The organism is Vreelandella malpeensis (genome assembly GCF_020622355.1).
In the GTDB taxonomy this organism is placed as follows: Bacteria; Pseudomonadota; Gammaproteobacteria; order Pseudomonadales; family Halomonadaceae; genus Vreelandella; species Vreelandella malpeensis.
The window spans coordinates 254224-279653 of the sequence record NZ_WHVL01000003.1; the positions used below are offsets into that span (position 1 = coordinate 254224).

Consider the following 25430-nt stretch of genomic DNA (forward strand, 5'->3'; position numbering starts at 1 on the left):
CCATCATGCTGCCCACCCGCTCCCTCACGCTCGCGCCTGTCACCCTCGCCGTTCTTCTGGCATCGTTTGGTGCCCAGGCTCAAACCGCCTCGAGCAAGCTTGCGACCGTCACGGTGACCGCCCAGCAGGCGGCCACCAAGGTCGCCACCCCCTTTCTGGAAACACCCCAGAGCGTCTCGACCATCACCGACGAGCAGATGCAACGCCGTGGCGTCGATACCGTTCAGCGCGCCGCCGACTACACCCCCGGGGTGTACACCAATCAGGTCGGCGCCTCCAACCGCTTCGACTACCTCGTGCTGCGCGGCTTTTCCGACGGCAGCCTGAGCAACACGTTTCTCGACGGCCTGAAACTGATGGGCGACGCCAACTCCCACAGCACCATGAGAATCGATCCCTGGTTTCTGGACAGTATCGAAGTGGTGCGCGGCCCGGCCTCGGTACTTTACGGGCGCGCCTCACCGGGCGGGGTGGTGGCGCTCAACAGCAAGCGCCCCGAATTCGAGCCAGGCGGCGAGCTGCGCTTTCGGGTCGGAAATAATAACCAGCGCAGCGCCGCGTTCGATGTGACCGGGCCGCTGGGCGACACGCAGCGCGTGGCGTTCCGCCTGACCGGTATCGCTCACGCCGCCGATACTCAGTTCGACCCCGCCGAAGAAGAGCGTTACGCCATCGCCCCGCGCCTGACCTGGGACATGACCGATGCCACCAGCCTGACGCTCGAAGCGTATCTACAGGACGAGCCCGAAGGCGGCTACCACTCCGGCGTGCCCTTCGAGGGAGCCGTGGTACCCCGCAATGGACGCAGGATCAGCAACAACTTCTTCGATGGCGAGCCGGCATACGACGCCTACGAGCGTACCCAGCGGATGTTCGGCTACTCGTTGGAGCATCGCTTCAACGAGCAGGTCACCGGTCGTCAGCTGCTGCGCTACCTGAACTCGGACGTGCTCCTCAACCAGCCCTATGGATTCGGCTGGACATCGCCCACGTCCGACGAACTGACGCGCTACTACTCGGGGGCCGAGGAGTCGCTGGAGGCCTGGACCGTCGATAACCAGCTCGAAGCCCACCTCGACAGTGGGGCCATGGCGCATACACTGCTCTTCGGCGTGGATTACCAGCGCCGCGAGAACGATGTCGCCTGGCCCTCGGGCGCGTTTCCATCGCTGAACGCCTTCGATCCGATCTATGGCGTCGACCCGAGCGAGGTCACCTTCTACGCGCCGGTTCGCGAGCGTCACCAAATCGAGCAGACCGGCATCTACCTGCAGGATCAGATCGCTTTGGACAGCTGGCGCTTCACCCTGGGCGGGCGCTACGACTGGGTCAGCATCGACAACACCAACCGCGACACCAACGATAACAGCTCGCTCAGCGATACCCAGCTCAGCGGCCGCGCCGGCGTGGTTTACCTGTTCGACAACGGCGTGGCGCCCTACGTGAGCTACTCCACCGCCTTCACGCCCACCAGCTTCGTTGACGAGCGTGGCGATTTGCTCGCCCCCATGGAAGGCGAGCAGTGGGAGGCCGGCGTCAAGGTCCAGCCCGAGGGCAGCCAAAGCCAGTTCAGCGCCGCCGTTTTCCACATCCGCCAGGAGAACGTGGCGACCAAGGAACAGCCGACCGACCCCTACCGCGCCGTCGGCGAGATCGAGTCCCGGGGCTTGGAGCTCGAAGCGCAGACCCGGCTCACCGACACGCTGTCGCTGCAGGCGGGTTACAGCTTCACCGATATCACTTATGCCAAGAGCGACGACGGCAACGAAGGCAACAATGCCATCTACGCGCCACGTCATCAGCTTCAGGCCTGGGGCCACTACGCACCCACCGATGGCCTGCTGAGCGGCATGGACGCAGGCCTGGGCGTTCGCCACTACGCCGACATCGCCGCCGACCGCGCCAACACCGAGAAGGTACCCGACTACACCTTGGTCGACGCCACGGTGGGCTACGACTGGGGCCAGCAGGGCTTCGAAGGCGTTGAGACCCGCCTCAACGTCAACAACGTGCTGGACAAGGAGTACGTCGCCACCTGCAACTCGCTCGACTACTGCTACTTCGGCGCAGAGCGCAGCGTGACCGCCAGCGTCCACTACCGTTTCTGACCCCGCGCCCCGCGCCCAACGCTCGAGCCGCCGCGCTCGAGCGTTGGGCGTTGCCACGTTTGCAAACAATAAAGATTATCGTTTAAATATCGGCTGACTTCTCGAGTGATGCTCCCTCATGCGCCTGACCGCCCTTCTCGCCCGCGCCCTGCTGATGGCCACCAGCCTCGTGCCGTTCAGTGCCGCTCAGGCTCAATGGGCCACGCTGGACTGGACCATCGCCGAAACCCTCATGGCCATCGACGCACCGATCGAAGGGGTGGCCCAGATTCCCGCCTATCACGACTGGGTGGGCGAGCCGCGCATTCCCGAGACGGTGACGGATCTGGGGCTTCGCCAGTCGCCCAACTTCGAACTGATGGCCCGCGCCGCCCCCCAGGGTTTTTTGATCTCCACCATGGCCGCGGCACTCGCCCCGAAGCTTTCGCGCATCGCGCCAGTGACCTCGCTTGCGCTCTACTCGCCCGGCGCTCAGACCTGGAGCGAGGTGCTCGACTTCACCCGAAAGCTTGGCGATATCACTCAGCGACAAACCGAAGCCGAAGCGCTGATCGACGATACCGATGCGCTGCTCGCCCGGTTGCGCCAGGACATGCCCGCCGAGCCCCCGGCGCTGGTCATGATTCAGTTCATGGATGCCCGCCACGTGCGGGTATTCGGCCAGAACAGCCTCTACAGTGCCGTGCTGGATCGGTTGGGGATCGAGAATGCCTGGACGGCACCCACCAACGAGTGGGGTTTCACCCTGACGGGGATCGAGGCGCTGGCGCGCTTCGACGAGGCGACGCTGCTGATCGTCGACCCCATTCCCGCCGGGGTGGAAGAAGAGCTTGCCCGAAGCGGGCTATGGCAGCACCTGCCGGTCATCGAAGAGAACCGCGTCATTCGCCTGGCGCCAGTGTGGAGCTTCGGCGCATTACCCTCGGCCCAGCGCTTCGCCCGGGAGCTCGCCGCCGCGCTGGTGGATTCACGCAGCGGCGAGGAGACTACCAGCGGTAGCTGAGGCTGCCGATCACGCTGCGTGACTCGCCGAAGTAGCACCAGTAGTCGCAGCTGGCCACGTACTCCTTGTCGGTCAGGTTGTTGATATTGACCTGGGCCTGCCAGCCGTCGGCGAACTCGTAGCCGATCATCGCATCCACCAGGGTGTAGTCGCCCACCCGCGTGTCGCCGTCCACGCTCGAGCCAACGTAGCGCACCCCACCGCCCACGGTCACGCCGTCGAAGGCGCCACCGGCGGCGGTGTAGTCGAGCCAGGACGACGCCTGGTGGCGGGGAATCAGGCTCGCCCGCTCATCGTCCTCGAGCCGTGCATCGGTATAGGTGTAAGCGATGGTCGCGCGCAGGGCGTCGGTCACATAGCCCACGCCTTCGAGCTCGAAGCCCTGGGAGGTGCGCTCGCCCTCCTGCACCTGGAACCCGGCGGGAGAGGTGACCAGGGTATTGTTCTCGGACAGATCGAAGACCGAGGCGGTGACGTAGCCGTCCCACTCGAAGGGGGCGTACTTGACGCCGACTTCCCACTGCTCGCCCTTGCGCGGGTCGTAGAGCGCCCCGGCGCCGTCCACCTGACCCACCGGCTGGAAGGACTCGGTGTAGCTGATGTAGGGGTTGAGGCCGTTCTCGCCCAGGTACATCGCCCCGCCGGACCAGGAGAGTTCGCTGTCGTCGGAGCGCTCGCGGGTACCGGCGGTGCGGTTGGTGTTCTCGGTCTCGGCGCGGTCGTAGCGCACCCCGCCGAGCAGCACCCAGCGGTCGTCGATGCGCAGCTGGTTCTGCAGGTAGACCCCGGTCTGCTCCTTGTCGATGTCGCGACGGATGATCTGCTCGGGGGCCACCGGGGTGTAGTTGCCGTACTGCGGCGCGAACAGATCGATCGGCGCGCCGAAGGCGTAGTCGTCCGCCTCGTCACCGCGAATGCCCAGGTTCTGGTAGTCCAGGCCCACCAGCAGGGTGTTCTCGGTGCGCTCGGTGTACCAGTTGCCCACCATGCGGTTGTCCACGGTCCAGCTGTCCACGGTACCGTCGCGGTAAGTCAGCCCGCGGGTAGCGCGGCGCTCGTCGAGCTGGGACAGCACATAGGTGCTCGTCAAGTTCAGATCCATCTCGCTGTAGCGCAGATCCTGCTCGAAGGACCAAGTGTCGTCGAAGGTGTGGCGCAGCTCGTATCCCAGGCCCCACTGGGTGCGCTGGTTGCGATCGTAACCCGGCTCGCTGTAGTTCACCGAGCGCCCCACCCGGCCGAAGGGTGTGCTCTCCACGGTGCCGTAGGGCAGCTTGAAGCCGTTGACCGGCACGCCGTCGTCCTTCTGGAGGCTGGCAAGAAAGGTCACGCTGGTAGCGTCGCTGATATCCACTGCCAGGCTCGGCGCGAAGTAGTAGCGTTCGTTGTCGGTGTGATCCAGGTCGCCGTCGCGCTCCTTGTAGAGCCCCACCAGGCGGTAGCGCACGTCGCCGGTGTCAGTGACCGGACCGCTGGAGTCGATACCGATCTGGCGATGCTGGCGGTTGCCCACCTGCAGGTTCACCTCGCCCTGAGCGGTATCGGTAGGGCGCTTGCTGATCGCGTTGATCAGCCCCCCGGGCGGCGCCTCGCCGTAGAGGATCGACGACGGCCCCTTGAAGACCTCCACTCGGTCGAGCCCGAAAGGCTCCGGCAGCCATTGATAGAAACCTTCACGGTAGATGCGCAACCCATCCTGGTAGGTGGAGTGGTCGAAGCCGCGCACCTTCAGCCAGTCGGTGTCGTTGTCGCTGCCGTAGTGACCGGAAAGTACACCGGAGCGGTAGCGAAAGGTCTCGTCGAGCTGCTGGACGTTGCGCAGCTCGAGCTCTTCACGCTCCACCGTCGAGACCGGGCGTGGCGTCTCGACCAACGGAGTCGCGACCTTGAGCGCCGTGCCTACCACCACGACCGGGGCGCTTTCGATGGCGACCTCCTGGGCATGCGCCGTCAGCGCTCCCGCGGCGGCAGGCATCGAAAGGGCAATGGCGCAGACGAGCGGGCGCCGGGGAAAGAAATCACGGTGGAGCATGGAAGCAGTCTCTGTTGGAAGCAGGCAGGCAAAAAATGAGAATAATTGTCATTGATGCCAAGCGTAATACGCCCTCGCCTGGCTATCAAGCGTGCGGTAAATGCGCTACGTTGAAAGACAAAACAAAATTAGTCTTTCACTGCTCGGGGGAACACAATGACGCTTGCCATCGTGAACACGCGCGCCGGGGTGGGGCTCGACGCCCCCGCCGTGCAGGTCGAGGTGCACCTGACCAACGGCCTGCCGGGGCTGACGCTGGTGGGCCTGCCGGAGGCCGCCGTGAAGGAGAGCCGCGAGCGGGTACGCAGTGCGCTGGTCAACGCCGGCTTCGACTTCCCCAATACCCGGCGCATCACGCTCAATCTGGCGCCGGCGGATCTGCCCAAGGAGGGTGGGCGGTTCGATCTACCGATCGCGCTGGGCATTCTCGCCGCCTCCGGCCAGCTGCCGGTGGACGCGCTGGAGAGCATCGAGTGCGCGGGAGAGTTGGCCCTCGACGGCAAGCTGCGCCCGGTTCCCGGCATGCTGCCCTTCGCCCTGGCCACCAAGGCCGCCGGACGCCGGTTGATCGTCCCCAACGCCTGCGCCGACGAAGCCGCGCTTGCCGGCAATGGCCTGACCGTGCTGCCCGCCGCCACGCTCTGGGAGGTGGTGGCACACCTGCTTGACCAGGAGCGTATCGCCCCCCACGTGCTGCCCGCCCCGCCCAAGGCGCACAACCCGGCGCCGGACCTTGCCGATGTGCGCGGCCAGCACCAGGCGCGCCGGGCGCTGGAAGTCGCGGCTGCCGGGGGCCATAACCTCCTGCTGGCCGGCCCCCCGGGCACCGGCAAGACGATGCTCGCGAGCCGCCTGCCGGGCATTCTGCCACCACTGGACGAGGACGATGCCCTGCAGGTGGCCGCCGTGCGCTCGGTGTGCGGGCTGGCGCTCGAAGCCGACTGGGGCCAGCGCCCGTTTCGTCAGCCCCATCACAGCGCCAGCGCGGCGGCACTCGTGGGCGGCGGCTCGAAGCCCAAACCCGGCGAGATTTCGCTCGCCCACATGGGCGTGCTGTTTCTCGACGAGCTGCCGGAGTTTTCCCGAAGCGTGCTGGAGGTCTTGCGCCAGCCCCTGGAAACCGGCGAGATCCATCTGTCGCGCGCCAGCCACGAGCGCCGCTACCCGGCGCGCTTTCAATTGGTCGCGGCCATGAACCCCTGCCCCTGCGGTCACCTGGGCGATCCGCGCAACCGCTGCCAGTGCACGGCCAGCCAGATCCAGCGCTACCAGGCGCGGCTCTCCGGGCCGCTACTTGACCGTATCGACCTGCAGGTGGAAGTCCCGGCGCTGCCGCCGGAGCAGCTCACCGCCCAGACGCCGGGCGAGTCTTCTGAAGCGGTGCGCGAGCGGGTGATGGCCGCCCGCGAGCGCCAGATGGAAAGGGGCGCACTCAACAGCCAGCTCGGCGGCAAGGCGCTGGAAGCCGCCTGCGCCCTCGACGACGAGGAGCGCGCCTGGCTCGCCGGGGTGCTGGAAAGACTCAAGCTTTCGGCCCGCGCCTACCACCGCGTGCTGCGGGTGGCGCTGACGCTTTGTGACCTGGAAGGCGCCCCCAAGCCCGCCCAGGCGCACCTGATCGAGGCGATCGGCTACCGCCAGCTGGATCGGCTCTTGGGCAAGGGGTGAGCGCTCCTCCTACCCGGCGTGGCGCCCGCTCATCACCCAGGCCGTCCAGGAGCCGTCGAACAGTGAAAGCCGTTTGTACCCGGCAAGCTCGGCGGCCACCCACAGGATGCACGCAGTGATGCCGGAGCCGCAGCTGAAGGTCAGGTGATCCTCCGGCGACAGTCCTCTTTCGTGCAGCAGCCGGGCAATCGCCTCGGGGCTTTTGAAGTAGCCGTTCTCCAGCACCTCGGGAAAGGGCAGGTTGCAGGCGCCGGGAATATGGCCGCTCGCAAGCTCCGGGCGGGGTTCCGGGGCCTCGCCGGAAAAACGCCCGGCGCTTCTGGCATCCACCAGCGTGAAGCGCGGCGTGGCGATATTGGCCTCCACGTCATCGATGCTGACCACGCTCTCGTTGGCCGAAAGGGCGGGCGGCGTTGCAAGCGGCGTCGGCGCGCTATAGCCCTGCTGCACCGGCAGCGACTGCGCAAGCCACCCCGGCAGGCCGCCGTCGAGCAGCCGTACGTTCGTGAAGCCCGCCTGGGTCAGCAGCCAGTAGGCACGCGGGGCCGAAAATATACCGCGGTTGTCGAACACCACGATCTCGTCATCGATCGAAAGCCCGAGCTGCCGGCACGCCTCCCGCAAGGAGGCGAGCGCCGGCAGCGTGTGCGGGAAGGGCGCGCTCGGGTCGGAGAAGACCCGCTCGATATCGAACGCGAGCGCGCCGGGTAGCGTGCGGCCATCCTCGGCAACGAAAGGGGCGATGGGGCTATTGGGCAGCGAGGCGTCCAGTATCTTGGGCGGCAAAGGGGACGCTAAACGCTCCACGAGCGCCTGAGCAGAGATTAGAATATGTGACACGTGATGAACTCCCATGGATCTGAAAATGACGGTGGTACGAGCAGTCGCAAGCTGACACTGGGCAGGTCCTCGGCTTACTCTAGCCGCCTCGCCACAGAAAGGAACCCTGCGTGCGTCTTTTGATCCTCGCCACCTCGACCGGGGCATTCTTCAACCTCTACCAGCTCCAGGCGCTCTACCCGTGGCTCGCCGCGCGCTTCGAGGCAACGCTCACCCAGGCGGGTTGGCTCAACATGGCCACGCTGCTCGGCATGATGTTCACCGCTCCCTTCGCCAGCCGCTGGACGCGCCATCTGGCGCCGGCCAACGCCATTCTCGCCGGTATCGGGCTGCTGGTCGTATTGAACGCCCTGCTGGCGGCGAGCGCCACGCTCACGGGTCTTTGGCTCGTTCGTCTGGTCCAGGGGGTCGTGCTGCCCTGCGTGCTCACCGCCTGCGTGGCGCTCCTGGCCGGCGCCAAGAGCGAGCGCCAGCGCGCGCAGTGGGTGGGGCTGTTCGTGACCGGCACCATCGCCGGCAGCACCTTGAGCCGTTTCTACCCCGCCTGGGCGCTCGATACGCTGGGCTGGGCCGGCGGGTTCGGCAGCGCCGCAGGGCTTCTCGGCGTGGCGTGGCTGCTCCTTCTTCGCCAGCGCCGGCATACTCCTGACTACGCAGCGCCCGCCGCCCAGCCGCCCTTTCGCGAACTCCTGAAAAAGGCGCTCGTCGAGACGCGGCTGCGGCTTGCCTTCATCGTCGGCTTCAGCCTGCTCTTCACCCAGAGTGCCATCTTCACCGCCCTGGGGCTCAAGCTCGCCCAGCCGCCTTTCATGCAGAGTGCCGCGCAGATCGGGCTCGTCTATCTGGCGAGCCTGCCCGCCATCGCGGCGGTGCTGGCAAGCCCCCGGCTCTACCAGAACCGTCGGGAGACGCCCTTCTTCGCCGCGTTCGCCGGGCTCGTGTGGCTGTCGCTTGCCATCATCGGGCAGGGGTATGCCTCGATCATCGCTGGCGTGATCCTCTTCTCGGTCGGCACCTACCTGCTGCAGACCTTGACCACGCGCCTGGTCAGTCGCGCCGAGCGCGTGCCCGCGGCGTTCGCCAGTGGCATGTACCTTGGCTTCTACTACGCCGGCGGGGCGCTGGGAGCGATTCTCTCCGCTGCGATCTTCAGCCGCGCGGGCTTCGCGGGGGTGCTGGGGCTAGTGGCGGCGGTGCAGCTGGCGGCGGTGGGCATGATATTCGCTTCAACCCTGGGAGCAGGAAAACGTCGGCGACCCTCAAACAAGGCGTGATTCCGGCATTCAACTCAAACGCCGCCGCGAAGCCAGCCCATAGCCGATCAGCCCGAGCACGGGCCCCGGCACCAGCAACCAGGCGGCGTCGAGGCCGATGCGCTCGAACAGCGCGGTGACGAAAGCGATAGCGACCACGGTGATGGCGAAGCCGATGGCATTCAGGATGGCCAGTGACGCCCCTACCGCCGTCGGCGGGCAGGTTTTCGACGCCAACGCCGAGAACTGCGGCGAGTCCGCGACCACCGCCGCCCCCCAGACCAGCAGCAGAAGCGCCAGCCCCGCCGGCGGCAGCGCGCTCCAGAAAAGCGCGAACGCCACCGCGCAGAGCCCTGAGAGCGCCAGCGCCGAAAGCGCCACGGCGGCGCTGCCGAAACGCCGCGACAGCGCTCCGCCCAGCAGGCAACCCATCGCCCCCACGCCGATCACGGCAAAAGCCATGCCCGAGACGCCCAGCCCCGGGTAGGCGGCGGCGAGCGGGGAGTTCGCCACCAGCAGCGGCACTACCGTCCAGAAGGCGTAGAGCTCCCACATGTGGCCGAAATAGCCCCAGGCGGCAGCCCGAAAACGGCGCACCGCGAAGGCCTCGCGAAGCCCGGTTCGTGGATGAGAGGAGGTGCGCTGCACTGGCAGATGCGGCCCGTCACCCAGCCGCCAGATCAGCGCCGCCCCGATCAGTGCAAGCAGTGAAGAGGCGCTGATGACGAGCGGCCAGGGCAGCGCCGCACCCAGCTCCCTGAGCCCGTGGGGCAAGGCAGTGCCGAGCGTGAGCATCGCCACCAGCTGGGCCAGCGCCTGGCCGGTGCGCTCGGGGGCGAAGCTCACCACCAGCTTCATGCCCACCGGGTAGATGCCGGCAAGGCAAAGCCCGACCAGAAACCGCCACACAAGGCCGTCGGCCAGGCCTTGGGCGGCCCAGGCGAACAGGCCGTTGAACAGCGCTCCCGCCAGGGCGCTGGCCACGAACAGATGGCTTGCACGGAAGCGGTCGGCGAGCCCGGTCAGCGCCAGCGTGAGCGTGCCAAGAATGAAGCCGCCCTGCACCGCGCCGGTCAGCCAGCCGATCTCGACGGCGCTGACGCCCCACTCGCGGGCAAGCTCCTGCATGGCGCTGTTGGCGCTGAACCACAGCGAGGTGCCTAGCAGCTGGGCCAGGGCGATCACGGCGACCGCGTGGCGGGCAAGCCCTGCCGGCCGAGAGGAAGAAGGCGTGGGTATCACGGGCGGGCGGCTACTTGGAGACCAGCGCATTCGCGGCCGGCTCACCGCTGGTCGCCCGCGAGGCCGGCGGTGCGGGAAGGTCGGTGTCCACCGCGTCGACGAACGCCTCCAGCTGCGCGAACAGCGCCTGGCGAATGGCCGGCGACTCGTTGACCAGATGATGGCGCGCCTGGGGATGGCGATACACCGTCGCCGCGGGGAATTTCGCGGTCAGGATCTCGAGATTGCGTTCCCAGTCCACCGTGGTGTCCTGCTCGCCTTGCAGGATCAATGTCGGCAGCGCCAGCGGCTCGAAGGCCAGCAGCTTGGGAATCCAGCGGCGCATGGCCGAGATCCAGACAACGCTCAAGCGTTCAGGCTGCAGCGGGTCCTGGTCGCGCAGAAAGGCGGTGAAGGTCTCGTCGGTGGAGTTGGGCCGGTACTTGCGCGGCAGCTCCTTGACGAAGGGGCTGGCGATCAGATGCACCCAGCTCGCCTGCCCCCAGCGCCAGGGGCGCACCAGCGGCGCCAGCAGCACGATGCCCGCCCAGCGCGCCGCCTCGCGCTGCTCCAGGGCGTCGGTGGCCAGGATCGCCGCCCCGGTGCTCTGGCCGATGCCGAGCCAGGGGGCCGGGGCCAGGTCCGCCGCGTCGAGCGTCCGCTTGACGTGGCTGAAACAGTGCTGATAGTCGTCGAACTCACCGATTTCCGCTCGCGGGCCGCTGGAGAGCCCGTGTCCCGGCAGGTCCCACAGCACCACGAGCCAACCCTTCTCCAGCAGGCTCTTCAAAAGATGGCGGTAGAGCCCCAGGTGATCGAAGTAGCCGTGCACCACGAACACCGTGCCCTTGGGCGCGATGGGGCTCCACACCTGGCACCACAGGTTGAAGCGCCCGGTATCGATGAACCCGGCGTAGACCGACGGGGTGCTCGAAAACAGCGCATCGAGCCGGTAGTGGTGGAAATACGCCTCGACCGCCCGGGTCATGGCCGTGCCCGGGGCAAGATAGTGCAGCGCCGGCGCGTCCGGCGCCTGCTCGAACACCTCTGATAGATGCTGAAACTCGTGCATTGCGTCTCCCTGTCGTCAGGAACATCCCTGGCGTTGGCGCGCCTTTATTATCATTTAGTCGAGCATGGCGGCGCTTTGGCGTTTAGGCTGTTTACATGCCCCAACCTTTATGGAAGTATTTTCCATAAATCGTTTTCATCCTGGCCGTGGCAGCCTCATCCACCCACGGGCACTTCTCGAGGAGAGACCCATGAGCGAGCGTATCACGCGTCACCGTCTGCAGGTGGCCGCCGAGCTGGACCGTTTCATCAACGAACAGGCTCTGCCGGGCACCGGCGTCGACGAACAGGCTTTCTGGGCCGGCGTCGATGCCCTGTTCCATGATCTTACTCCGAAAAACCAGCGCCTGCTGGAAGAGCGCGACACGCTGCAACAGGCGCTCGACGGCTGGCACAAGGCGCACCCGGGCGCGGTGACCGACATGGCCGCCTACCAGCGCTTTCTTAAAGAGCAAGGCTATCTGGTCGATGCACCGACCAGCGTCAATGTGACAACGGCCAACGTCGACCGTGAAGTCGCCGTTCAGGCCGGCCCGCAGCTGGTGGTCCCGGTGAGCAACGCCCGCTACGCGCTGAACGCCGCCAACGCTCGCTGGGGCAGCCTGTACGACGCGCTCTACGGCACCGACGTCATCTCCGAGGAAGACGGGGCCGAGAAGGGCAAGAGCTTCAACCCCAAGCGTGGCGAGAAGGTCGTGGCCTACGCCCGCGAGGTGCTGGACCGCGCAGCGCCCCTGGCCACCGGCTCCCACGCGGATGCCGAAGGTTATCGTTTGCGCGACGGCCACCTGGTAGTGCGCCTGGAAGGCGGTCGCGAGACCGGATTAAAAGATCCGGACAAGCTGATCGGCTTCGACGGCGACGAAAGCGCGCCGAGCGCGATCCTGCTCGCCAACAACGACCTGCACCTCGAGATCCAGATCGACGCCACCGATGCCATCGGCAAGACCGACCCGGCGGGCGTGAAGGACGTCGTCGTCGAGGCCGCACTGACCACTATCATGGACTGCGAAGACTCCGTGGCCGCGGTGGACGCCGAGGACAAGGTCGGCGTCTACCAGAACTGGCTCGGCCTGATGCGCGGCGACCTGGAAGAGCAGATCGAGAAAGGCGGCAAGACCACCACGCGTAAACTGGGCGCCGATCGCACCTGGAAGACCACGGACGGCGGCAGCGTCACCCTTCCCGGGCGCTCCTTGATGTTCGTGCGCAACGTGGGCCACCTGATGACCACGCCGGCGATCCTCGACGAGAATGGCCATGAGTTGCCGGAAGGCATTCTGGATGCCGTGGTCACCTCGCTGATCGCGCTGTATGACCTGAAGAAGGACGCCGACCAGCCGCGCAACTCGCGTGCCGGCTCCGTCTACATCGTCAAGCCGAAGATGCACGGCCCGAAGGAAGTGGCGTTTGCCAACGAGCTCTTCTCGCGCGTGGAAGACATCCTCGGCATGAGTCGCGATACCCTGAAGATGGGCATCATGGACGAAGAGCGTCGCACCACGGTCAACCTGAAAGCATGCATTGCCGAGGCAACCTCGCGCGTGGTGTTCATCAACACCGGCTTTCTCGACCGCACCGGCGACGAGATGCACACCGCCATGGAAGCGGGCCCGATGGTGCGCAAGGGCGACATGAAGGCCGCCAAGTGGATCACCGCTTATGAAAAGAACAACGTCGAGGTGGGCCTTGCCTGTGGCCTGCGCGGCCGCGCCCAGATCGGCAAGGGCATGTGGGCGATGCCGGATCTGATGCACGCCATGCTCGAGCAGAAGATCGGTCACCCGAAAGCCGGCGCCAACACCGCCTGGGTGCCCTCGCCCACCGCCGCGACGCTTCACGCGCTGCACTACCACCAGGTGAAGGTGGCCGACATCCAGCGCGACATGGAGAGCGCCGGCGAATCCGACCTGCTGGAGGATCTGCTCAGCGTGCCGGTGGCCGAGAACGCCCACTGGTCTAGTGAGGAGATCCAGCAGGAGCTCGACAACAACTGCCAGGGCATCCTGGGCTACGTGGTGCGCTGGGTCGAGCACGGCGTGGGCTGCTCCAAGGTGCCGGACATCCACGATGTTGGCCTGATGGAAGACCGCGCCACACTGCGCATCTCCAGCCAGCACATCGCCAACTGGCTGCACCACGGTATCGTCGACGAGGCGCGCGTGAAGGAGACGCTCACGCGCATGGCGAAGGTGGTCGACGAGCAGAACGCCGGTGACGCGAGCTACACCGCCATGAGCAGCCACTTCGAGGATTCCAGTGCCTTCAAGGCAGCATCGGATTTGATCTTCAAGGGCCGCGAGCAGCCGTCGGGCTACACCGAGCCGCTTTTGCACGAGTGGCGCCAGGTGGATAAAGCCAAGTAAGCACAGGTAGCAACACAAGCCCCGAGCCACTCGGGGCTTTTTTGTGGCATCGTGAAAGAGCGTCTACTCACGTGGAGACAACAACAATGACCGTCATGACCGTCGACGAGATCGAACGTTTTCTGGACGAGGTATTTCCCCAGCGCATGGGCCGGATAGAGAGCGTAGGGGAGATGCGCGCGACGATGCGCTTGAAAATAGGCCACGAGCACCTGCGCCCCGGCCCCCGGGTGAGCGGGCCGACGATGATGGGCTTTGCCGATGTGGCGCTGTACGTGGCGATTCTGGCGCAGATCGGCCCGGAGCCAATGGCGGTGACCTGCGACCTGAACTGCCACTTTCTGCGCGCTGCCTCGGGAGATCACGACATTATCGCCCACGCCCGGCTGATCAAGCTCGGTCGGCGCATGGGCGTGGGGGAAGTGCAGGTGTATTCGACGAGCGACGACGCGCGCCCGGTGGCGCACGTCGTTGCAAGCTACGCCCTGCCGATCAAGGACTAGATCGCGGGTAGCCGGTCGAGCATGCGATCCAGTGTGAGCGGGTAGTCGCGAAGGCGGATGCCGGTGGCGTTGTACATGGCGTTGGCCACCGCCGCCGCGCCGCCGCAAATGCCCAGCTCGCCCACGCCCTTGGCCTTGAGCGGTGTCGAGGCGCCGTCCAGCGTATCGAGGAAGATCACCTCCTGCTCGGGAATGTCCGCGTGCACCGCGATCTCGTAGCCCGCCAAGTCGTGGTTGGCGAAAAAGCCCCGGGCGGTGTCGATGCTGAGGCTTTCCGACAGCGCCGCGCCGATCGACATGACCATGCCGCCGAGCACCTGGCTGCGCGCGGTGATCGGGTTGAGAATGCGCCCGGCGTCGCACACCGAGAGCATCCGGCGAAGGCGTGTCTCGCCGGTGTAGGCGTTGACCGCCACCTCGACGAAGTGTGCGCCGAAGGTGCCAAGTTCGATCTCATCCTGGAAGTCGCCGAAGTGCAGCGTATCCTCGCCGACGAGCTCCTCGCCTTCGATCTCGAAAAGCCCCAGGTCCTGATCACCTGACACTACCCGGCCATTCTCGAAGCGCGGCGATTCGATGCTCAAGCGCTTGCCGATCTCTTCTTGCAGCGCCAGGCACGCCGCGTAGACGCCCGCCGTGGAGCTGGCCGCGCCGAACTGGCCGCCGGAGCCCGACGACACCGGGTAGGCGCTGTTACCCAGGCGCACCTCCACCTCGTCCATCGTGACACCCATGGTTTCCGCCACGGTTTGCGCGATGATGGTGTAGGAGCCGGTGCCGATGTCGGTCATGTCGGTCTCGACGACCAGCTTGCCCTGACTCAAACGCACCCGGGCGCCGGAGTCCATGGTGATCGCGCCGCGATAGGCGCCGGCCACGCCCTGGCCGATCAGCCACTGCCCCTCACGCCGGCTTCCCGGCACCTTGTTGCGCTCGCGCCAGCCGAACGCCTCAGAACCCTTTTGCAGGCACTCGACGAAGTGGCGATCGCTGTAGCGCTTATGCGGCTCTTCGGGATTGACCTGGGTGTCGTTGAGAATGCGGAACTCCACCGGGTCGAGGCCGAGCTTCTCGGCCATCTCGTCCATGGCGATCTCCAGCACCGCCAGGCCCGAGGCCTCGCCGGGGGCGCGCATGTCGGCGGCTTCCGGCAGGTTCATGTCGATGGCGTGGTGCGCCACGCGGCGATTCTCGCCGGCGTAGAAGCAGCGGGTCTGGTTCACCGCGTCCTCGCCGCTGCCGCCGGGCAGCGTGTGGGAGATCGCCGAATGATCGAAGGCGGTGATGCGGCCATCCTTGTTCGCGGCGATGCGCAGGCGCTGCACGGTGCCGGATCGGTGGGTGGCGTTGTTGAAGATGAACGGACGCGGCAGCGCGACCTTCACCGGCCGGCCGGTTTCGCGAGAGCCGAGGGCCGCCAGCACCGCATCGGCGCGCAGCCACAGCTTGCCGCCGAAGCCGCCGCCCACGAACGGGCTTTCCAGGCGAATGTCCGCCTCGTCGAGCTCCAGCGTGGTGGCCAGCGCCTTCTTGCTCCAGGCGATCATCTGGTTGGAGGTCCAGAGCGTCAGGTGCTTGCCGTCACACCAGTCGGCGATGGAGGCGTGGGGCTCCATCATGGCGTGGCTTTGCGAGGCGGTGTGGTAGATCTCGTCGATGCTTACCTCGGCGCGCTCGAACGCCGCGTCCACATCGCCCACCTCGTTGATCACGTCACGATCCTGCAGGCGCTTCCAGGCATCGTCCAGGTCGAACTCGCCCGGCGTCTCCTCGTACTCCACCTCGATGAGCGAGGTGGCCGCGCGGGCCTGCTCTAGCGTTTCGGCCACCACCACGGCGATCGCCTGATGATAGTGCTCGACGAGGTCGCCGCCGAACAGCTTGGCGACGTTGCTGTCGGCGCGCGGCAGCTCGTCGATGTCCAGCGCCGTGATCACCGCCGCCACGCCCTCGGCGTTGCGCGCCGCTGCGGCGTCCATGCGCGTGATGCGCCCCTTGGCGATGCTCGCACCCAGCGGGTAGCCGACCAGGTGATTCTCCACCACGTCGTTGCGCTCGTAGGCATAGGGGGCGGTGCCGGTAACCTTCAGCGCGCCGTCGATGCGCTTATGGGGTTTACCGATGATCCGGGCGCGGTCGAACAGGTTCTCATCCGCTGACTGATTGAAATCCATGAGTCACTCCTTGGCCAGAAGGGCCGCCAGCGTGCGTTCGGCCAGCACCAGCTTGTAGGCGTTGTCGGGGGTGGGGCGGGCGCCGTCAAGCAGCTTGGCCATGACCGCCGTGGCACCATTGGCGAGCTCGGCGTCGGCATCGTCGCGCCGCCAGGGCCGGGGAGCAACACCCCCCAGCGCGACGCGGCCCTCGCCGTTCTCCTGTTCGATCAGCGCCACCGAGACCAGCGCGAAGGCGTAGGAGGCGCGGTCGCGCACCTTGAAGTAGCGCTGGGTTCCGCCTACCGGGGCCGGCAGTACCACGGCGGTGATGATCTCGCCCGGCGACAGCGCGTTTTCAACTTCCGGGGTATCGTCGGGCAACAGGTAGAACTCGTCGAGGGTGAGCCGGCGGGTGCGCCCTTCCGGGTCGATGGTCTCCACCTCGGCGTCGAGCACACGCAGCGCCACCGCCATGTCCGACGGGTGCGTGGCGATGCAGTGATCCGAGGTGCCGATCACGCCGAGCTGACGGGTGTCGGCGCCCTCGTCGAGGGCGGCGCAGCCCGCGCCTGGCTCGCGCTTGTTGCAGGGCATCTTCGGATCGAAGAAGTAGGGGCAGCGGGTGCGCTGCAGAAGATTGCCGCCGGTCGAGGCCTTGTTGCGCAGCTGGCTAGAGGCGCCGGCGAACAGCGCCCGGCTGAGCACCGGGTAGTCGCGCCGGATGCGCTCGTCTGCACCGAGGGCGGTATTGCTGACCAGCGCGCCGATTCTGAGTCCGCCGTCGTCGGTGGCGGTGATCTCGTCGAGGCCGATGTGGGTGACGTCGATCAGGTGCGGCGGCACTTCGATCTCGTGTTTCATCAGATCCAAGAGGTTGGTGCCGCCGGCGATGAACTTGCTGCCCGGCATTTCAAAGGCGCGCTTGGCCGCCTGGGCGGCATCAATAGCGCGCTCGAACGAGAAGGCTTTCATGCGCGCTCCTTGGCGACCTGCCGGATGGCCTCGAGAATGTTGGCGTAGGCACCGCAGCGGCAGAGGTTGCCGGACATGCGCTCGCGAATTTCCTCGTCGCTCAGTTCGATCGGGCCCGTGAGCTCCTTGGTCACGTGGCTCGGGATGCCGGCACGGATCTCCTCGAGGGTCGCCTTCGCCGAGCAGATCTGGCCCGGCGTGCAGTAGCCGCACTGGAAGGCATCGTGGTCGATGAAGGCCTGCTGCATCGGGTCCAGGTGCTCGACGCCGCCGACACCTTCGATGGTGGTGATCTCGTCGTCCTGGTGCATGACGGCCAGGGTCAGGCAGGCGTTGACCCGCTGGCCGTCGATGAACACCGTGCAGGCGCCGCACTGGCCGTGGTCGCAGCCTTTCTTGGAGCCGGTCAGGTTCAGGTGCTCGCGCAGGGCATCGAGCAGCGTGGTGCGATTATCAAGCGTCAGCTCGTGGCGCTGGCCGTTGATGGTCAAGGCAACGCTTGAGCGCGTTTGAGCGCTCTCGCGATGCTTCTCGAACGTCGTCGTTGAGGTCATTTTCATTGCCTTTAATTATGATGCGGTACCGGGTCACGGTCATGACGGGTTAAGCATAGACGCGAATGGAAGGCTCGGCCCGGCGTATCCGATAACCTGCATCAAGACTCATCGACTGGTCTACGCTGGAGGAGCAGCCCGGCTCGACCGCCCCGGCGCCCAACGAGGAACGCGTAATGTCATGCAACATCTGGATCTGAAAGTCATCGAGCGCTCGCTTGCCTGGTGCGACCAGGGCGAGACGGTCTGGCTGTGCACGGTGCTGGAAACCTTCGGCTCCTCGCCCCGAGCGCCAGGGGCGTGGCTGTGTGCCAACGCGCGCGGCGAGCACGTCGGCTCGCTCTCCGGCGGCTGCGTGGAGGAAGATTTCCTCGCGCGCCTGGGGCGCGGCGCTTTTGAGGCGCCGATCACCCAGACCCGCTACGGCGAGGGCGAAGGGGCCGTGGCCAACGTGGCGCTGCCCTGCGGTGGCGTGCTCGACGTGCTTGTCGAGCGCCTGCCGTCCACCCCCGCCACCCGCACCCACCTGAGCGAGATTCTCGCAGCACTTAAGGGCCGCGAGCCGCTGATTCGCCGAATCGATACGGTAAGCGGCGAGCGCGCCTTCATCCCCGCTCCGCCCACCGGGCCGCGCGTAGAGATCGAGGGTGATGTCATCGAGCTTCGCGTCTCGCCGGCCCACCGACTGGTGATCGCCGGCATCTCGCCGATCACCGCGCCCTGTGCGGCCTTTGCGGTGACGCTCGGCTTCGAAGTGATCGTCTGCGACCCGAGTGAGGCCACCTGCCAGGCCTTTGATGTGCCCGGCGTTGAAGTCCACGCCACCCTGCCCTCGGCTTTCATTTCGGATCGCACCTGCCACGGCGCCACCGCCGTGGTGGCCCTCACCCACGACCCGCGCATCGATGACCTGGCGATGATGGAAGCGGTGTGCACGAAGGCGTTCTACATCGGCGTGATGGGATCGCAGCGCACATCAAAAGCCCGGGCCGAGCGGCTCGCGCGCTCCGGAGGCTTGAGCGAGGCGGACATCGCGCGCATCCACATGCCGATTGGCCTTGCGCTCGGCAGCAAGACCCCGGCGGAAATCGCGCTGGCGGTGATGGCGGACATCGTGCGCGTGCAGCATGGCAAAGCGCTCGATGAGCTGTGAGCCGGTCGTCGCGCTGGTGATGGCGGCGGGCTATTCGCGGCGCTTCGGCGCCGCGGACAAGCGCCTGGCGCCGCTTTGCGCTAGTACGCTGCTGGCGCAAAGCGTCGATAGCGCCCGGCGGGCCTTTCCCGTGGTACGGATCGCGGTGCGCAGCGACGATACCATGGAAGGCTTCGACGAGCGCGAGCTGATCCGCGTCAAGGGTGCCCGAAACGGGCTGGGGGCGAGCATCGGCGAGGCGTTCACGCAGCTTGCGCGCGACCCCGCCTTCGAAGGCGTCGAGGCCGCCGCCGTGCTGCTCGGCGACATGCCCTACCTGCGTCTAGAGACGCTGAACACCCTTTGTCAGCAGGCCGCGTTCGACCGGATCGTCGTTCCGTTCTATCGTGAGGCGCCAGGGCATCCGGTGATTTTCGGGCGCGCCTTCTGGGCGGAACTTGCCGCGCTTTGCGGTGGTGAAGGCGCCCGGGCAGTGCTCGCGGCCCACGCCGCGCACCGCTACCGGATGCCTGTCGACGACCCGGGCGTGCACCTGGATATCGACCGGCCTGAGGACCTGGCGTGAAAACGCTCCGTACGCGCGAGCGCACGGGGCGTTTCGGGGGCGTTGCGAGGATAGCGCTCAGTAGGCCGCGTCGGGTTCAAAATACTCCTCGACGTTGTCGGCGGTGATCAGGTCGGCAGCGAGGATCATGCGCGACGGCACGCCGTGGTACATGTCGCCCAGCCGCTCGCCCTTCACGCCGTGCACGGCCAGCGCGATCGCCGAGGCGATCATGCTCGGCGGGTAGGTCACGGTGCCCTTAACGATAGGGTGATCGCTGCGAATCATCTCGATCACCCGCTGGGAGCCGCCGCCGCCCACCACGAGCTGGATGTCGTCGCGGTTGTTCTCCTCGATCGCCTGCAGGGCGGCGACCAGCACATCGTCATCGCCGGCCCAGATCGCGTCGACCTCGGGGTTGCTGCCGAGCAGGTCCTCGGTCACGCTCAGCGCCTGCTGGGCGTTCCAGTCGGTGTTCTGCGAGGCGAGGATGTTGATGCCCGGATAGTTCTCCATCACCCGGTTGAAGGCATCGACGCGCTGGCTGTTGATCGGGATCGGCGGGCCTTCGAGCACCAAGATATTGCCCTCGCCGCCGAGTTCCTCGGCGATATAGCGCGCCGCCTGCTCGCCAAGCCCCGGGTTGTCGCCGGCGATGAAGACGTTCTGGGCCGGGGTCTCGAGCTCACGGTCCACCACCACGGTGTAGATGCCCTCTTCGTACGCCTCACTGATCACCGCCTGCAGCGTGGCCGGGTTGTAGGGCAAAATCACCAGCGCATCGAGGTTGCGGATCATCAGGTCCTCGACGTTGGCGACCTGGGCGGTACCGGAGTTGGCGGAAAGCACCGTGAAGTTCACGTCCGGGTGCTTCTCGGCGAGTTCTTCGGTGGCCTGTTGGGCCCACCAGGAAAGCCCTGCGGTCCAGCCGTGCTCGGCGGCGGGTACGGTCACCCCGATGGTGTACTCCTGGGCGCTGGCGGTGAGCGCGGTGCCCATCAGTGCCGCGCCCAGCGCCGTCTTTTGCAATACGCGTTTGAGTGTCATTGTTGTTACCCCGTTTGCGTGCGTAATGGGCAAGGCCCCGCCTTGCCCGCGATGGCCGGCGTGCCGGCCCTGGTTCAAGGCGCGCGCTTGTACTGCAAGAGCACTGCCAGCAGGATCACTGCGCCTTTCACCAACCCCTGCAGGTAGGGCGAAACGCCGGTCAGATTGAGCATGTTGTTGATGATGCCGAGAATCAAAGCGCCGATCACCGTGCCCCACACGGTGCCGCGCCCGCCGGAAAGCGCGGTGCCGCCGATCACCACCGCGGCGATCGCGTCGAGCTCGAAGAAGTAGCCCGCATCGCTCGGGCTGACCGAGTTGAGCCTTGAAGTGAGCATGATGGCGGAAAGCCCCACGCACACCCCGGCGATCAGGAAGGTGGAGAGCACCACGCGCTCGACGCGAATCCCCGAGTAGCGCGCCACTTGGGCGTTGGCCCCTACCGCGCAGACGTGGCGCCCGTAAGCGGTATGAAACAGCACCACGTGGGAGACGACCGCCAGAGCGAAAAACGTCCACACCGGAATCGGCAGGCCGAGCACAAAGCCACCACCCACGCCCTGGAACAGCGGATTGCGGGTGCTGACCTCGGCGGCATCGGTGAAGTAGAGCGCCAGCGAGCGAAAGATCGACATGGTGGCCAGCGTCACCACGAAGGCGGCGATGCGCCCGCGCGTGACCAGCAGTCCGTTGAAGAGCCCCAACAGCGCCCCGCCCACCAGCGCGGCGAGCATGGCGAGAATCACCGCCTGGAAGGGGTCGGTGATGGTGTTGAGCACGTAGAGCACGACCACGCCGACCAGCGCCAACATCGAGCCCACGGAGAGATCGATGCCGCCGGCGATGATCACGAAGGTCATGCCGATGGCGATGATGCCGGTGTAGGAGACCTGGCGCAGCACGTTGGAGAGATTGCGCGTGTTGAGAAAGTATTCGCTTGCCAGCGACGAGATGACGAACAGCACGATCAGCGCCAACAGCGGCGCGAGAATCGCCCCGCTGATCGGCAGGTTGCGAAACCGCTGGGCCAGCGGCGTGGTGCGTTGGGACAACGGACTCATGGGCGCGCTCCTTGTGATGGTTCGTGCGCTGTCGCGGGCTCGGTGCCCGCCTCCCAGGCGCCGGCGGCGTAGAGCATGATGCACTCTTCATTGATGTCGTCGCCTTCGAGCGTGGCCGCCACGCGCCCCTGACGGATCACCAGCGTCCGGTCGGCCAGGCCGATGATCTCCTCGAGCTCCGAGGAGATCACTACCACCGCCTTGCCCTGGGCGGTCAGCTCGCGGATCAGGCGATAGATCTGCTGCTTGGCGCTGATGTCGATGCCGCGAGTAGGCTCGTCGAGCAACAGAATCTCCGGCTCGATGTCGAGCAGCTTGGCGAAATAGACCTTCTGCTGATTGCCGCCGCTCAGAAGCCCCACCGGGGCGGTGAGATGCGCGGCCTTGATCGAAAGCCTGGCCTGGTACTCCTCGGCGCGCCGGCGCTCCTGGCCGTGGCGAATCAGCCCGCGCACGTAGCGCGCAAGGCTCAGGTCGGTGACGTTCTGCATCACGTTGAACGAAAGCTGAAGGCCCTTGCCCTGACGATCCTCGGAGAGATAGGCAAGTCCTCTTGCGTGCGCCTGGCGAGGCGAGGTGAAGGCGACCGGCTCACCGTCGACGAGAATCTCGCCGGCGCTCCTGCGCCGCAGGCCCATGAGGGTCTCGGCGATCTCGGTGCGTCCGGCGCCGACCAGCCCGGCCAGACCCAGCACCTCGCCGCGATGCACCGCGAAGTCGATATCGTGGAGCACATTCGTCAGGCACAGCCCGCGCACCTCGAGCGCAGGCGTTCCGCGCGTGACGGGCGCCTCGGGCTTGTCGGGAAATATCCGCGAAAGCTCCCGGCCCACCATCTTGCGCGCCATCGCCTCCTCGTTCATCCCGGCCACCGCGCAGTGTTCGACCAGCTGCCCATCGCGCAGGATCAGCAGGCGATCGCAGAGCTCCCTCACCTCCTTCAGCTTGTGGGAGATGAACAGCACGGTGACGCCCCGGGCGACTAGCGCCTTCACCACGCGAAACAGCACCGCGGTCTCGTGACTTGTCAGCACCGTGGTCGGCTCGTCGAGGATCACGATGCGCGCGTCGTTGACCAGCACCCGGGCCACCTCGACCATCTGCTTTTGCGCCACGCTCAAGCGCTCGATGGTCTGGTTGGGGTCGAGATGCACCTCGAGCGAATCGAGAAGCTTCCGGGTCTGCTCGCGCATGCGGGCATGGTCGAGAAAGCCGCCGCGACGAAGCTCCTGGCCGAGAAAGACGTTCTCGTACACCTTGAGCGAGGCCACCAGGTTGAACTCTTGGGGAATCATCGCGATGCCCAGGCGCCGCGCGCCAATCGGGTCCAGTGCGGCAAACGGCTGGCCGTCGATGAGAATGCGCCCGGTGCTCGGCGTGTAGATACCGCTGATGATCTTGAGAAGCGTCGACTTGCCGGCGCCGTTCTCGCCCAGCACGCCCAGCACCTCGCCCTGGGCGATATCGAGCGTGATCCCCTCGAGCACCGTCACCGGGCCGAAGGACTTGCCGATGCCCTCGAGGCGCAGCAGCGGCTCAGCCATTGCGCCCACCCTTACGTTCATCGCCATCGAGCGCCGTCCAGACGCCGTCGCCAGCGCTGGAGGCGATCGCCGCCTCGATGAAGCGCATGCCGTCGACGCCATCCTCGATGCCGGGCAGCCATGCCTGTCCATCGCCCTGAACGTCGTCGGCGAAGGCGCGGTAGAGGTTGGCGAAACTTTCGATGTAGCCCTCCGGATGGCCGCCGGGCAGGCGTATGCTGCGCGCCACCGCCTCGCTTACCGCATCGCTGCGGCGGGTCAGGCGCTGGCTCGGGGCGTCGAGCGGCTTGAGCCAGAGCTCGTTGGGGTGCTCTTGGGCCCAGGACAGGCTCGCCTTCTCGCCCACGATGCGCAGGGTCAATTCGTTTTCGAACCCCGGGGCGCACTGGCTGGCCCAGAGCATGCCGCTGGCGCCGCCCTGAAAGCGCAACAGCGCCTGCACGCTGTCATCGAGCGCGCGCCCCGCCACGGCGGTGGAAAGCGAAGCACTCACCCGGGCCACCTTCTGGCCGGTGACGAACTGCGCCAGTTGAAAGGCGTGCACGCCGATATCACCGAGACACCCGGCGGCGCCGGCCTTCGTCGGGTCGGTGCGCCAGGCGGCCTGACGGTTGTCGTCATTCTGGGCGACGCTCAGCCACTCCTGCACGTACTCCACCTGCACATGGCGAAGCGCGCCGAGCTCGCCCTTCGCGACCAGCTCGCGGGCGTGCTGGATCATCGGGTAGCCGGCGTAGGTGTGGGTAAGCAGAAAATGTCCGGCGCTTCGTGCCGCCGCAGCTTTCAACCGCTCTGCCTCGGCGGCGGTCAGGGTCATGGGCTTTTCGCACACCACGTGAAGCCCCGCCTTTAGCCCTTCGAGCGCGGCGTCGAAGTGCAGGTGGTTGGGCGTGACGATGATCAGCGCCTCGATGGCGTCCTCGCGCACCGCCTCGCCTTCGATCAGCGCGGCCACGTCGGCGTAGCAGCGCTCGGGCGCGACATGCAGCTCGCGGGCGCTTTGCCGGTTGCGCTCGGGCTGCGAGGAAAAGACACCGGCGAGCAGCTCGAAGCGGTCGTCCAGGCGCAGCGCCATCCGGTGTACCGCGCCGATGAACGCTCCCTGGCCGCCGCCGACCATGGCCACGCGCAGGCGTCGTGAAATGGGCGAATCACTCATGGCGGGCTCCGGCGTGGGGCGCCAAGGGCGCAAGCCCCAGCAGCGTGCGGTTGGCGTGGCAGTCGGTCCTGGCGTCGGCGAAGTCATCAAACGCCCGGTCGGTGACGAAGATGATGTGCTCGGCGATGAAGCGCGCGCCCTCGCGTGCCCCCTGCTCCGGGTGCTTCAGCGCGCACTCCCACTCGAGCACCGCCCAGCCCTCGAAGTCGTACTGGGCGAACTTCGAGAAAATCGCCTTGAAGTCGACCTGACCATCGCCCAGCGAACGAAAGCGCCCGGCGCGCTCGGCCCAGGACGCGTAGCCACCGTAGACACCCTGGCTCGCCGACGGGGTGAACTCGGCATCCTTGACGTGAAACATGCGGATGCGCTCGCGGTAGCGGTCGAGAAAGCCGAGATAGTCGAGCTGCTGGAGCAGCAGGTGCGACGGGTCGTACAGGATATGGCAGCGCGGATGGTGATCGACCGCCGCCAGAAAGCGCTCGAAGGTGGCGCCGTCGTGCAGATCCTCCCCCGGGTGGATCTCGAAACATAGATCCACCCCGGCCGCCTCATAAGCGTCGAGGATCGGCCGCCAGCGGCGGGCGAGCTCGGTAAAGCCCTCCTCTACCAGCCCCGGCGGGCGCTGCGGCCAGGGGTAGAGAAACGGCCACAGAAGCGCCCCGGAAAACGTGCCCACGGCGGTGAGTCCCAGGTTGGCGCTGGCGCGGGCGGCCAGCATGAGTTGTTCCACCGCCCAGGCCTGGCGGGCGTGCGGGTCGCCGTGCAGGTGCGCGGGGGCGAAGCCGTCGAAGAGGCTATCGTAGGTGGGGTGCGCCGCCACCAGCTGCCCCTGCAGATGACACGAAAGCTCGCTGATCGAGAGACCGTGGCGGGCAAGCGTCGCCTTGATTTCGCGGCAGTAGTCGGGCTCACGGGCAGCGCGCTCGAGATCGATCAGCCGCGTGTCCCAGCTCGGAATCTGCACCGCCTTGAACCCCAGGGATGCCGCCCAGCCGGCGATGGCGTCGAGGGTATCAAAAGGCGGCTCGTCGCTTGCGTACTGCGCTAGAAAGAGGGCGGGGCCCTTGATGGTCTTCATGGGATATCCTGACACATTGTCGTTGTAATCGTCGTTGTGATTGTCGTTATGAAAGCCAGACCCGAGAGGCCAATGTAATGGATTACATTGCAGC

20 protein-coding genes are annotated in these 25430 nt (G+C 66.5%); 8 read left to right on the forward strand and 12 right to left on the reverse strand.

All coding sequences use genetic code 11. The features are described from left to right. Window positions 1-5 precede the first annotated feature (5 nt). On the forward strand, window positions 6-2108 hold the full coding sequence (locus tag GEV37_RS09440; RefSeq protein ID WP_227389984.1) for a TonB-dependent siderophore receptor: 2103 nt from the start codon (window positions 6-8) through the stop codon (window positions 2106-2108). A gap of 118 nt (window positions 2109-2226) precedes the next feature. Continuing rightward, window positions 2227-3111: an ABC transporter substrate-binding protein gene (locus tag GEV37_RS09445; protein ID WP_227389985.1), complete on the forward strand. Its 885-nt coding sequence runs from the start codon at window positions 2227-2229 to the stop codon at window positions 3109-3111. Here the strand turns inward: GEV37_RS09445 and GEV37_RS09450 are convergent. Beyond that, a complete protein-coding gene (locus GEV37_RS09450; protein WP_227389986.1) occupies window positions 3095-5143 on the reverse strand; it encodes a TonB-dependent siderophore receptor in 2049 nt (682 codons plus the stop codon). The genes GEV37_RS09445 and GEV37_RS09450 overlap by 17 nt on opposite strands. A 156-nt stretch (window positions 5144-5299) precedes the next feature. Here GEV37_RS09450 and GEV37_RS09455 point away from each other — a divergent pair, with 156 nt between their 5' ends. After that, window positions 5300-6811 carry a YifB family Mg chelatase-like AAA ATPase gene (locus tag GEV37_RS09455; RefSeq protein ID WP_227389987.1) on the forward strand — a complete coding sequence of 504 codons (1512 nt, stop codon included), beginning with the start codon at window positions 5300-5302 and terminating at the stop codon, window positions 6809-6811. A gap of 9 nt (window positions 6812-6820) precedes the next feature. Here the strand turns inward: GEV37_RS09455 and GEV37_RS09460 are convergent, their stop codons facing one another. Further along, window positions 6821-7651, reverse strand: coding sequence for a sulfurtransferase (locus GEV37_RS09460; RefSeq protein ID WP_227389988.1), 831 nt, complete (start codon window positions 7649-7651; stop codon window positions 6821-6823). Between the two features lie 110 nt (window positions 7652-7761). Here GEV37_RS09460 and GEV37_RS09465 point away from each other — a divergent pair, with 110 nt between their 5' ends. Next, entirely contained in the window at window positions 7762-8925 is a 1164-nt protein-coding gene (locus tag GEV37_RS09465) for an MFS transporter (protein WP_227389989.1), read from the forward strand. 9 nt (window positions 8926-8934) lie between these two features. Here GEV37_RS09465 and GEV37_RS09470 read toward each other — a convergent pair whose 3' ends face one another. After that, window positions 8935-10176, reverse strand: a complete 1242-nt coding sequence (locus tag GEV37_RS09470) for an MFS transporter (RefSeq protein ID WP_227389990.1) — start codon at window positions 10174-10176, stop codon at window positions 8935-8937. Then, on the reverse strand, window positions 10157-11197 hold the full coding sequence (locus tag GEV37_RS09475) for an alpha/beta hydrolase (protein ID WP_227389991.1): 1041 nt from the start codon (window positions 11195-11197) through the stop codon (window positions 10157-10159). The genes GEV37_RS09470 and GEV37_RS09475 overlap by 20 nt, the downstream gene beginning before the upstream one ends. A 190-nt stretch (window positions 11198-11387) precedes the next feature. Here GEV37_RS09475 and GEV37_RS09480 point away from each other — a divergent pair, with 190 nt between their 5' ends. Together GEV37_RS09480 and GEV37_RS09485 are read left to right on the forward strand one after the other, a co-directional pair. Then, the gene (locus GEV37_RS09480) at window positions 11388-13562 is read left to right on the forward strand and encodes a malate synthase G (RefSeq protein WP_227389992.1); all 2175 of its coding nucleotides are present in this window, start codon (window positions 11388-11390) and stop codon (window positions 13560-13562) included. An 86-nt stretch (window positions 13563-13648) separates the two neighbouring features. Continuing rightward, window positions 13649-14065, forward strand: a complete 417-nt coding sequence (locus tag GEV37_RS09485) for a PaaI family thioesterase (RefSeq protein WP_227389993.1) — start codon at window positions 13649-13651, stop codon at window positions 14063-14065. Here GEV37_RS09485 and paoC read toward each other — a convergent pair. From paoC to GEV37_RS09500, 3 genes are read right to left on the reverse strand one after another with little or no spacing between them, the layout of a single operon-like run. Further along, window positions 14062-16239 (reverse strand): aldehyde oxidoreductase molybdenum-binding subunit PaoC, encoded by a 2178-nt coding sequence (gene paoC / locus GEV37_RS09490; protein WP_227389994.1) that lies wholly within the window; start codon window positions 16237-16239, stop codon window positions 14062-14064. The genes GEV37_RS09485 and paoC overlap by 4 nt on opposite strands. Before the next feature lie 3 nt (window positions 16240-16242). Then, entirely contained in the window at window positions 16243-17193 is a 951-nt protein-coding gene (locus GEV37_RS09495) for an FAD binding domain-containing protein (protein WP_227389995.1), read from the reverse strand. Further along, entirely contained in the window at window positions 17190-17747 is a 558-nt protein-coding gene (locus tag GEV37_RS09500; RefSeq protein ID WP_227389996.1) for a 2Fe-2S iron-sulfur cluster-binding protein, read from the reverse strand. The genes GEV37_RS09495 and GEV37_RS09500 overlap by 4 nt, the downstream gene beginning before the upstream one ends. 181 nt (window positions 17748-17928) lie before the next feature. Between GEV37_RS09500 and GEV37_RS09505 the strand changes: the two genes are divergently transcribed. Together GEV37_RS09505 and GEV37_RS09510 are read left to right on the forward strand one after the other, a co-directional pair. Further along, window positions 17929-18900: an XdhC family protein gene (locus tag GEV37_RS09505; RefSeq protein ID WP_227389997.1), complete on the forward strand. Its 972-nt coding sequence runs from the start codon at window positions 17929-17931 to the stop codon at window positions 18898-18900. Next, window positions 18890-19465: a nucleotidyltransferase family protein gene (locus GEV37_RS09510; RefSeq protein ID WP_227389998.1), complete on the forward strand. Its 576-nt coding sequence runs from the start codon at window positions 18890-18892 to the stop codon at window positions 19463-19465. Before GEV37_RS09505 ends, GEV37_RS09510 begins: the two co-directional genes overlap by 11 nt. A 57-nt stretch (window positions 19466-19522) precedes the next feature. Here GEV37_RS09510 and GEV37_RS09515 read toward each other — a convergent pair whose 3' ends face one another. The 5 genes from GEV37_RS09515 to GEV37_RS09535 all read right to left on the reverse strand — a co-directional run bounded on the left by GEV37_RS09515 (window position 19523) and on the right by GEV37_RS09535 (window position 25336). Beyond that, a complete protein-coding gene (locus GEV37_RS09515) occupies window positions 19523-20491 on the reverse strand; it encodes a substrate-binding domain-containing protein (protein WP_227389999.1) in 969 nt (322 codons plus the stop codon). Window positions 20492-20565: 74 nt separating this feature from the next. Further along, window positions 20566-21552 carry an ABC transporter permease gene (locus GEV37_RS09520; RefSeq protein WP_227390000.1) on the reverse strand — a complete coding sequence of 329 codons (987 nt, stop codon included), beginning with the start codon at window positions 21550-21552 and terminating at the stop codon, window positions 20566-20568. Then, window positions 21549-23096 carry a sugar ABC transporter ATP-binding protein gene (locus GEV37_RS09525; RefSeq protein WP_227390001.1) on the reverse strand — a complete coding sequence of 516 codons (1548 nt, stop codon included), beginning with the start codon at window positions 23094-23096 and terminating at the stop codon, window positions 21549-21551. The genes GEV37_RS09520 and GEV37_RS09525 overlap by 4 nt, the downstream gene beginning before the upstream one ends. Then, window positions 23089-24255 carry a Gfo/Idh/MocA family protein gene (locus tag GEV37_RS09530; protein WP_227390002.1) on the reverse strand — a complete coding sequence of 389 codons (1167 nt, stop codon included), beginning with the start codon at window positions 24253-24255 and terminating at the stop codon, window positions 23089-23091. Before GEV37_RS09530 ends, GEV37_RS09525 begins: the two co-directional genes overlap by 8 nt. Continuing rightward, window positions 24248-25336 (reverse strand): sugar phosphate isomerase/epimerase family protein, encoded by a 1089-nt coding sequence (locus GEV37_RS09535; protein WP_227390003.1) that lies wholly within the window; start codon window positions 25334-25336, stop codon window positions 24248-24250. The genes GEV37_RS09530 and GEV37_RS09535 overlap by 8 nt, the downstream gene beginning before the upstream one ends. Window positions 25337-25430 lie beyond the last annotated feature (94 nt).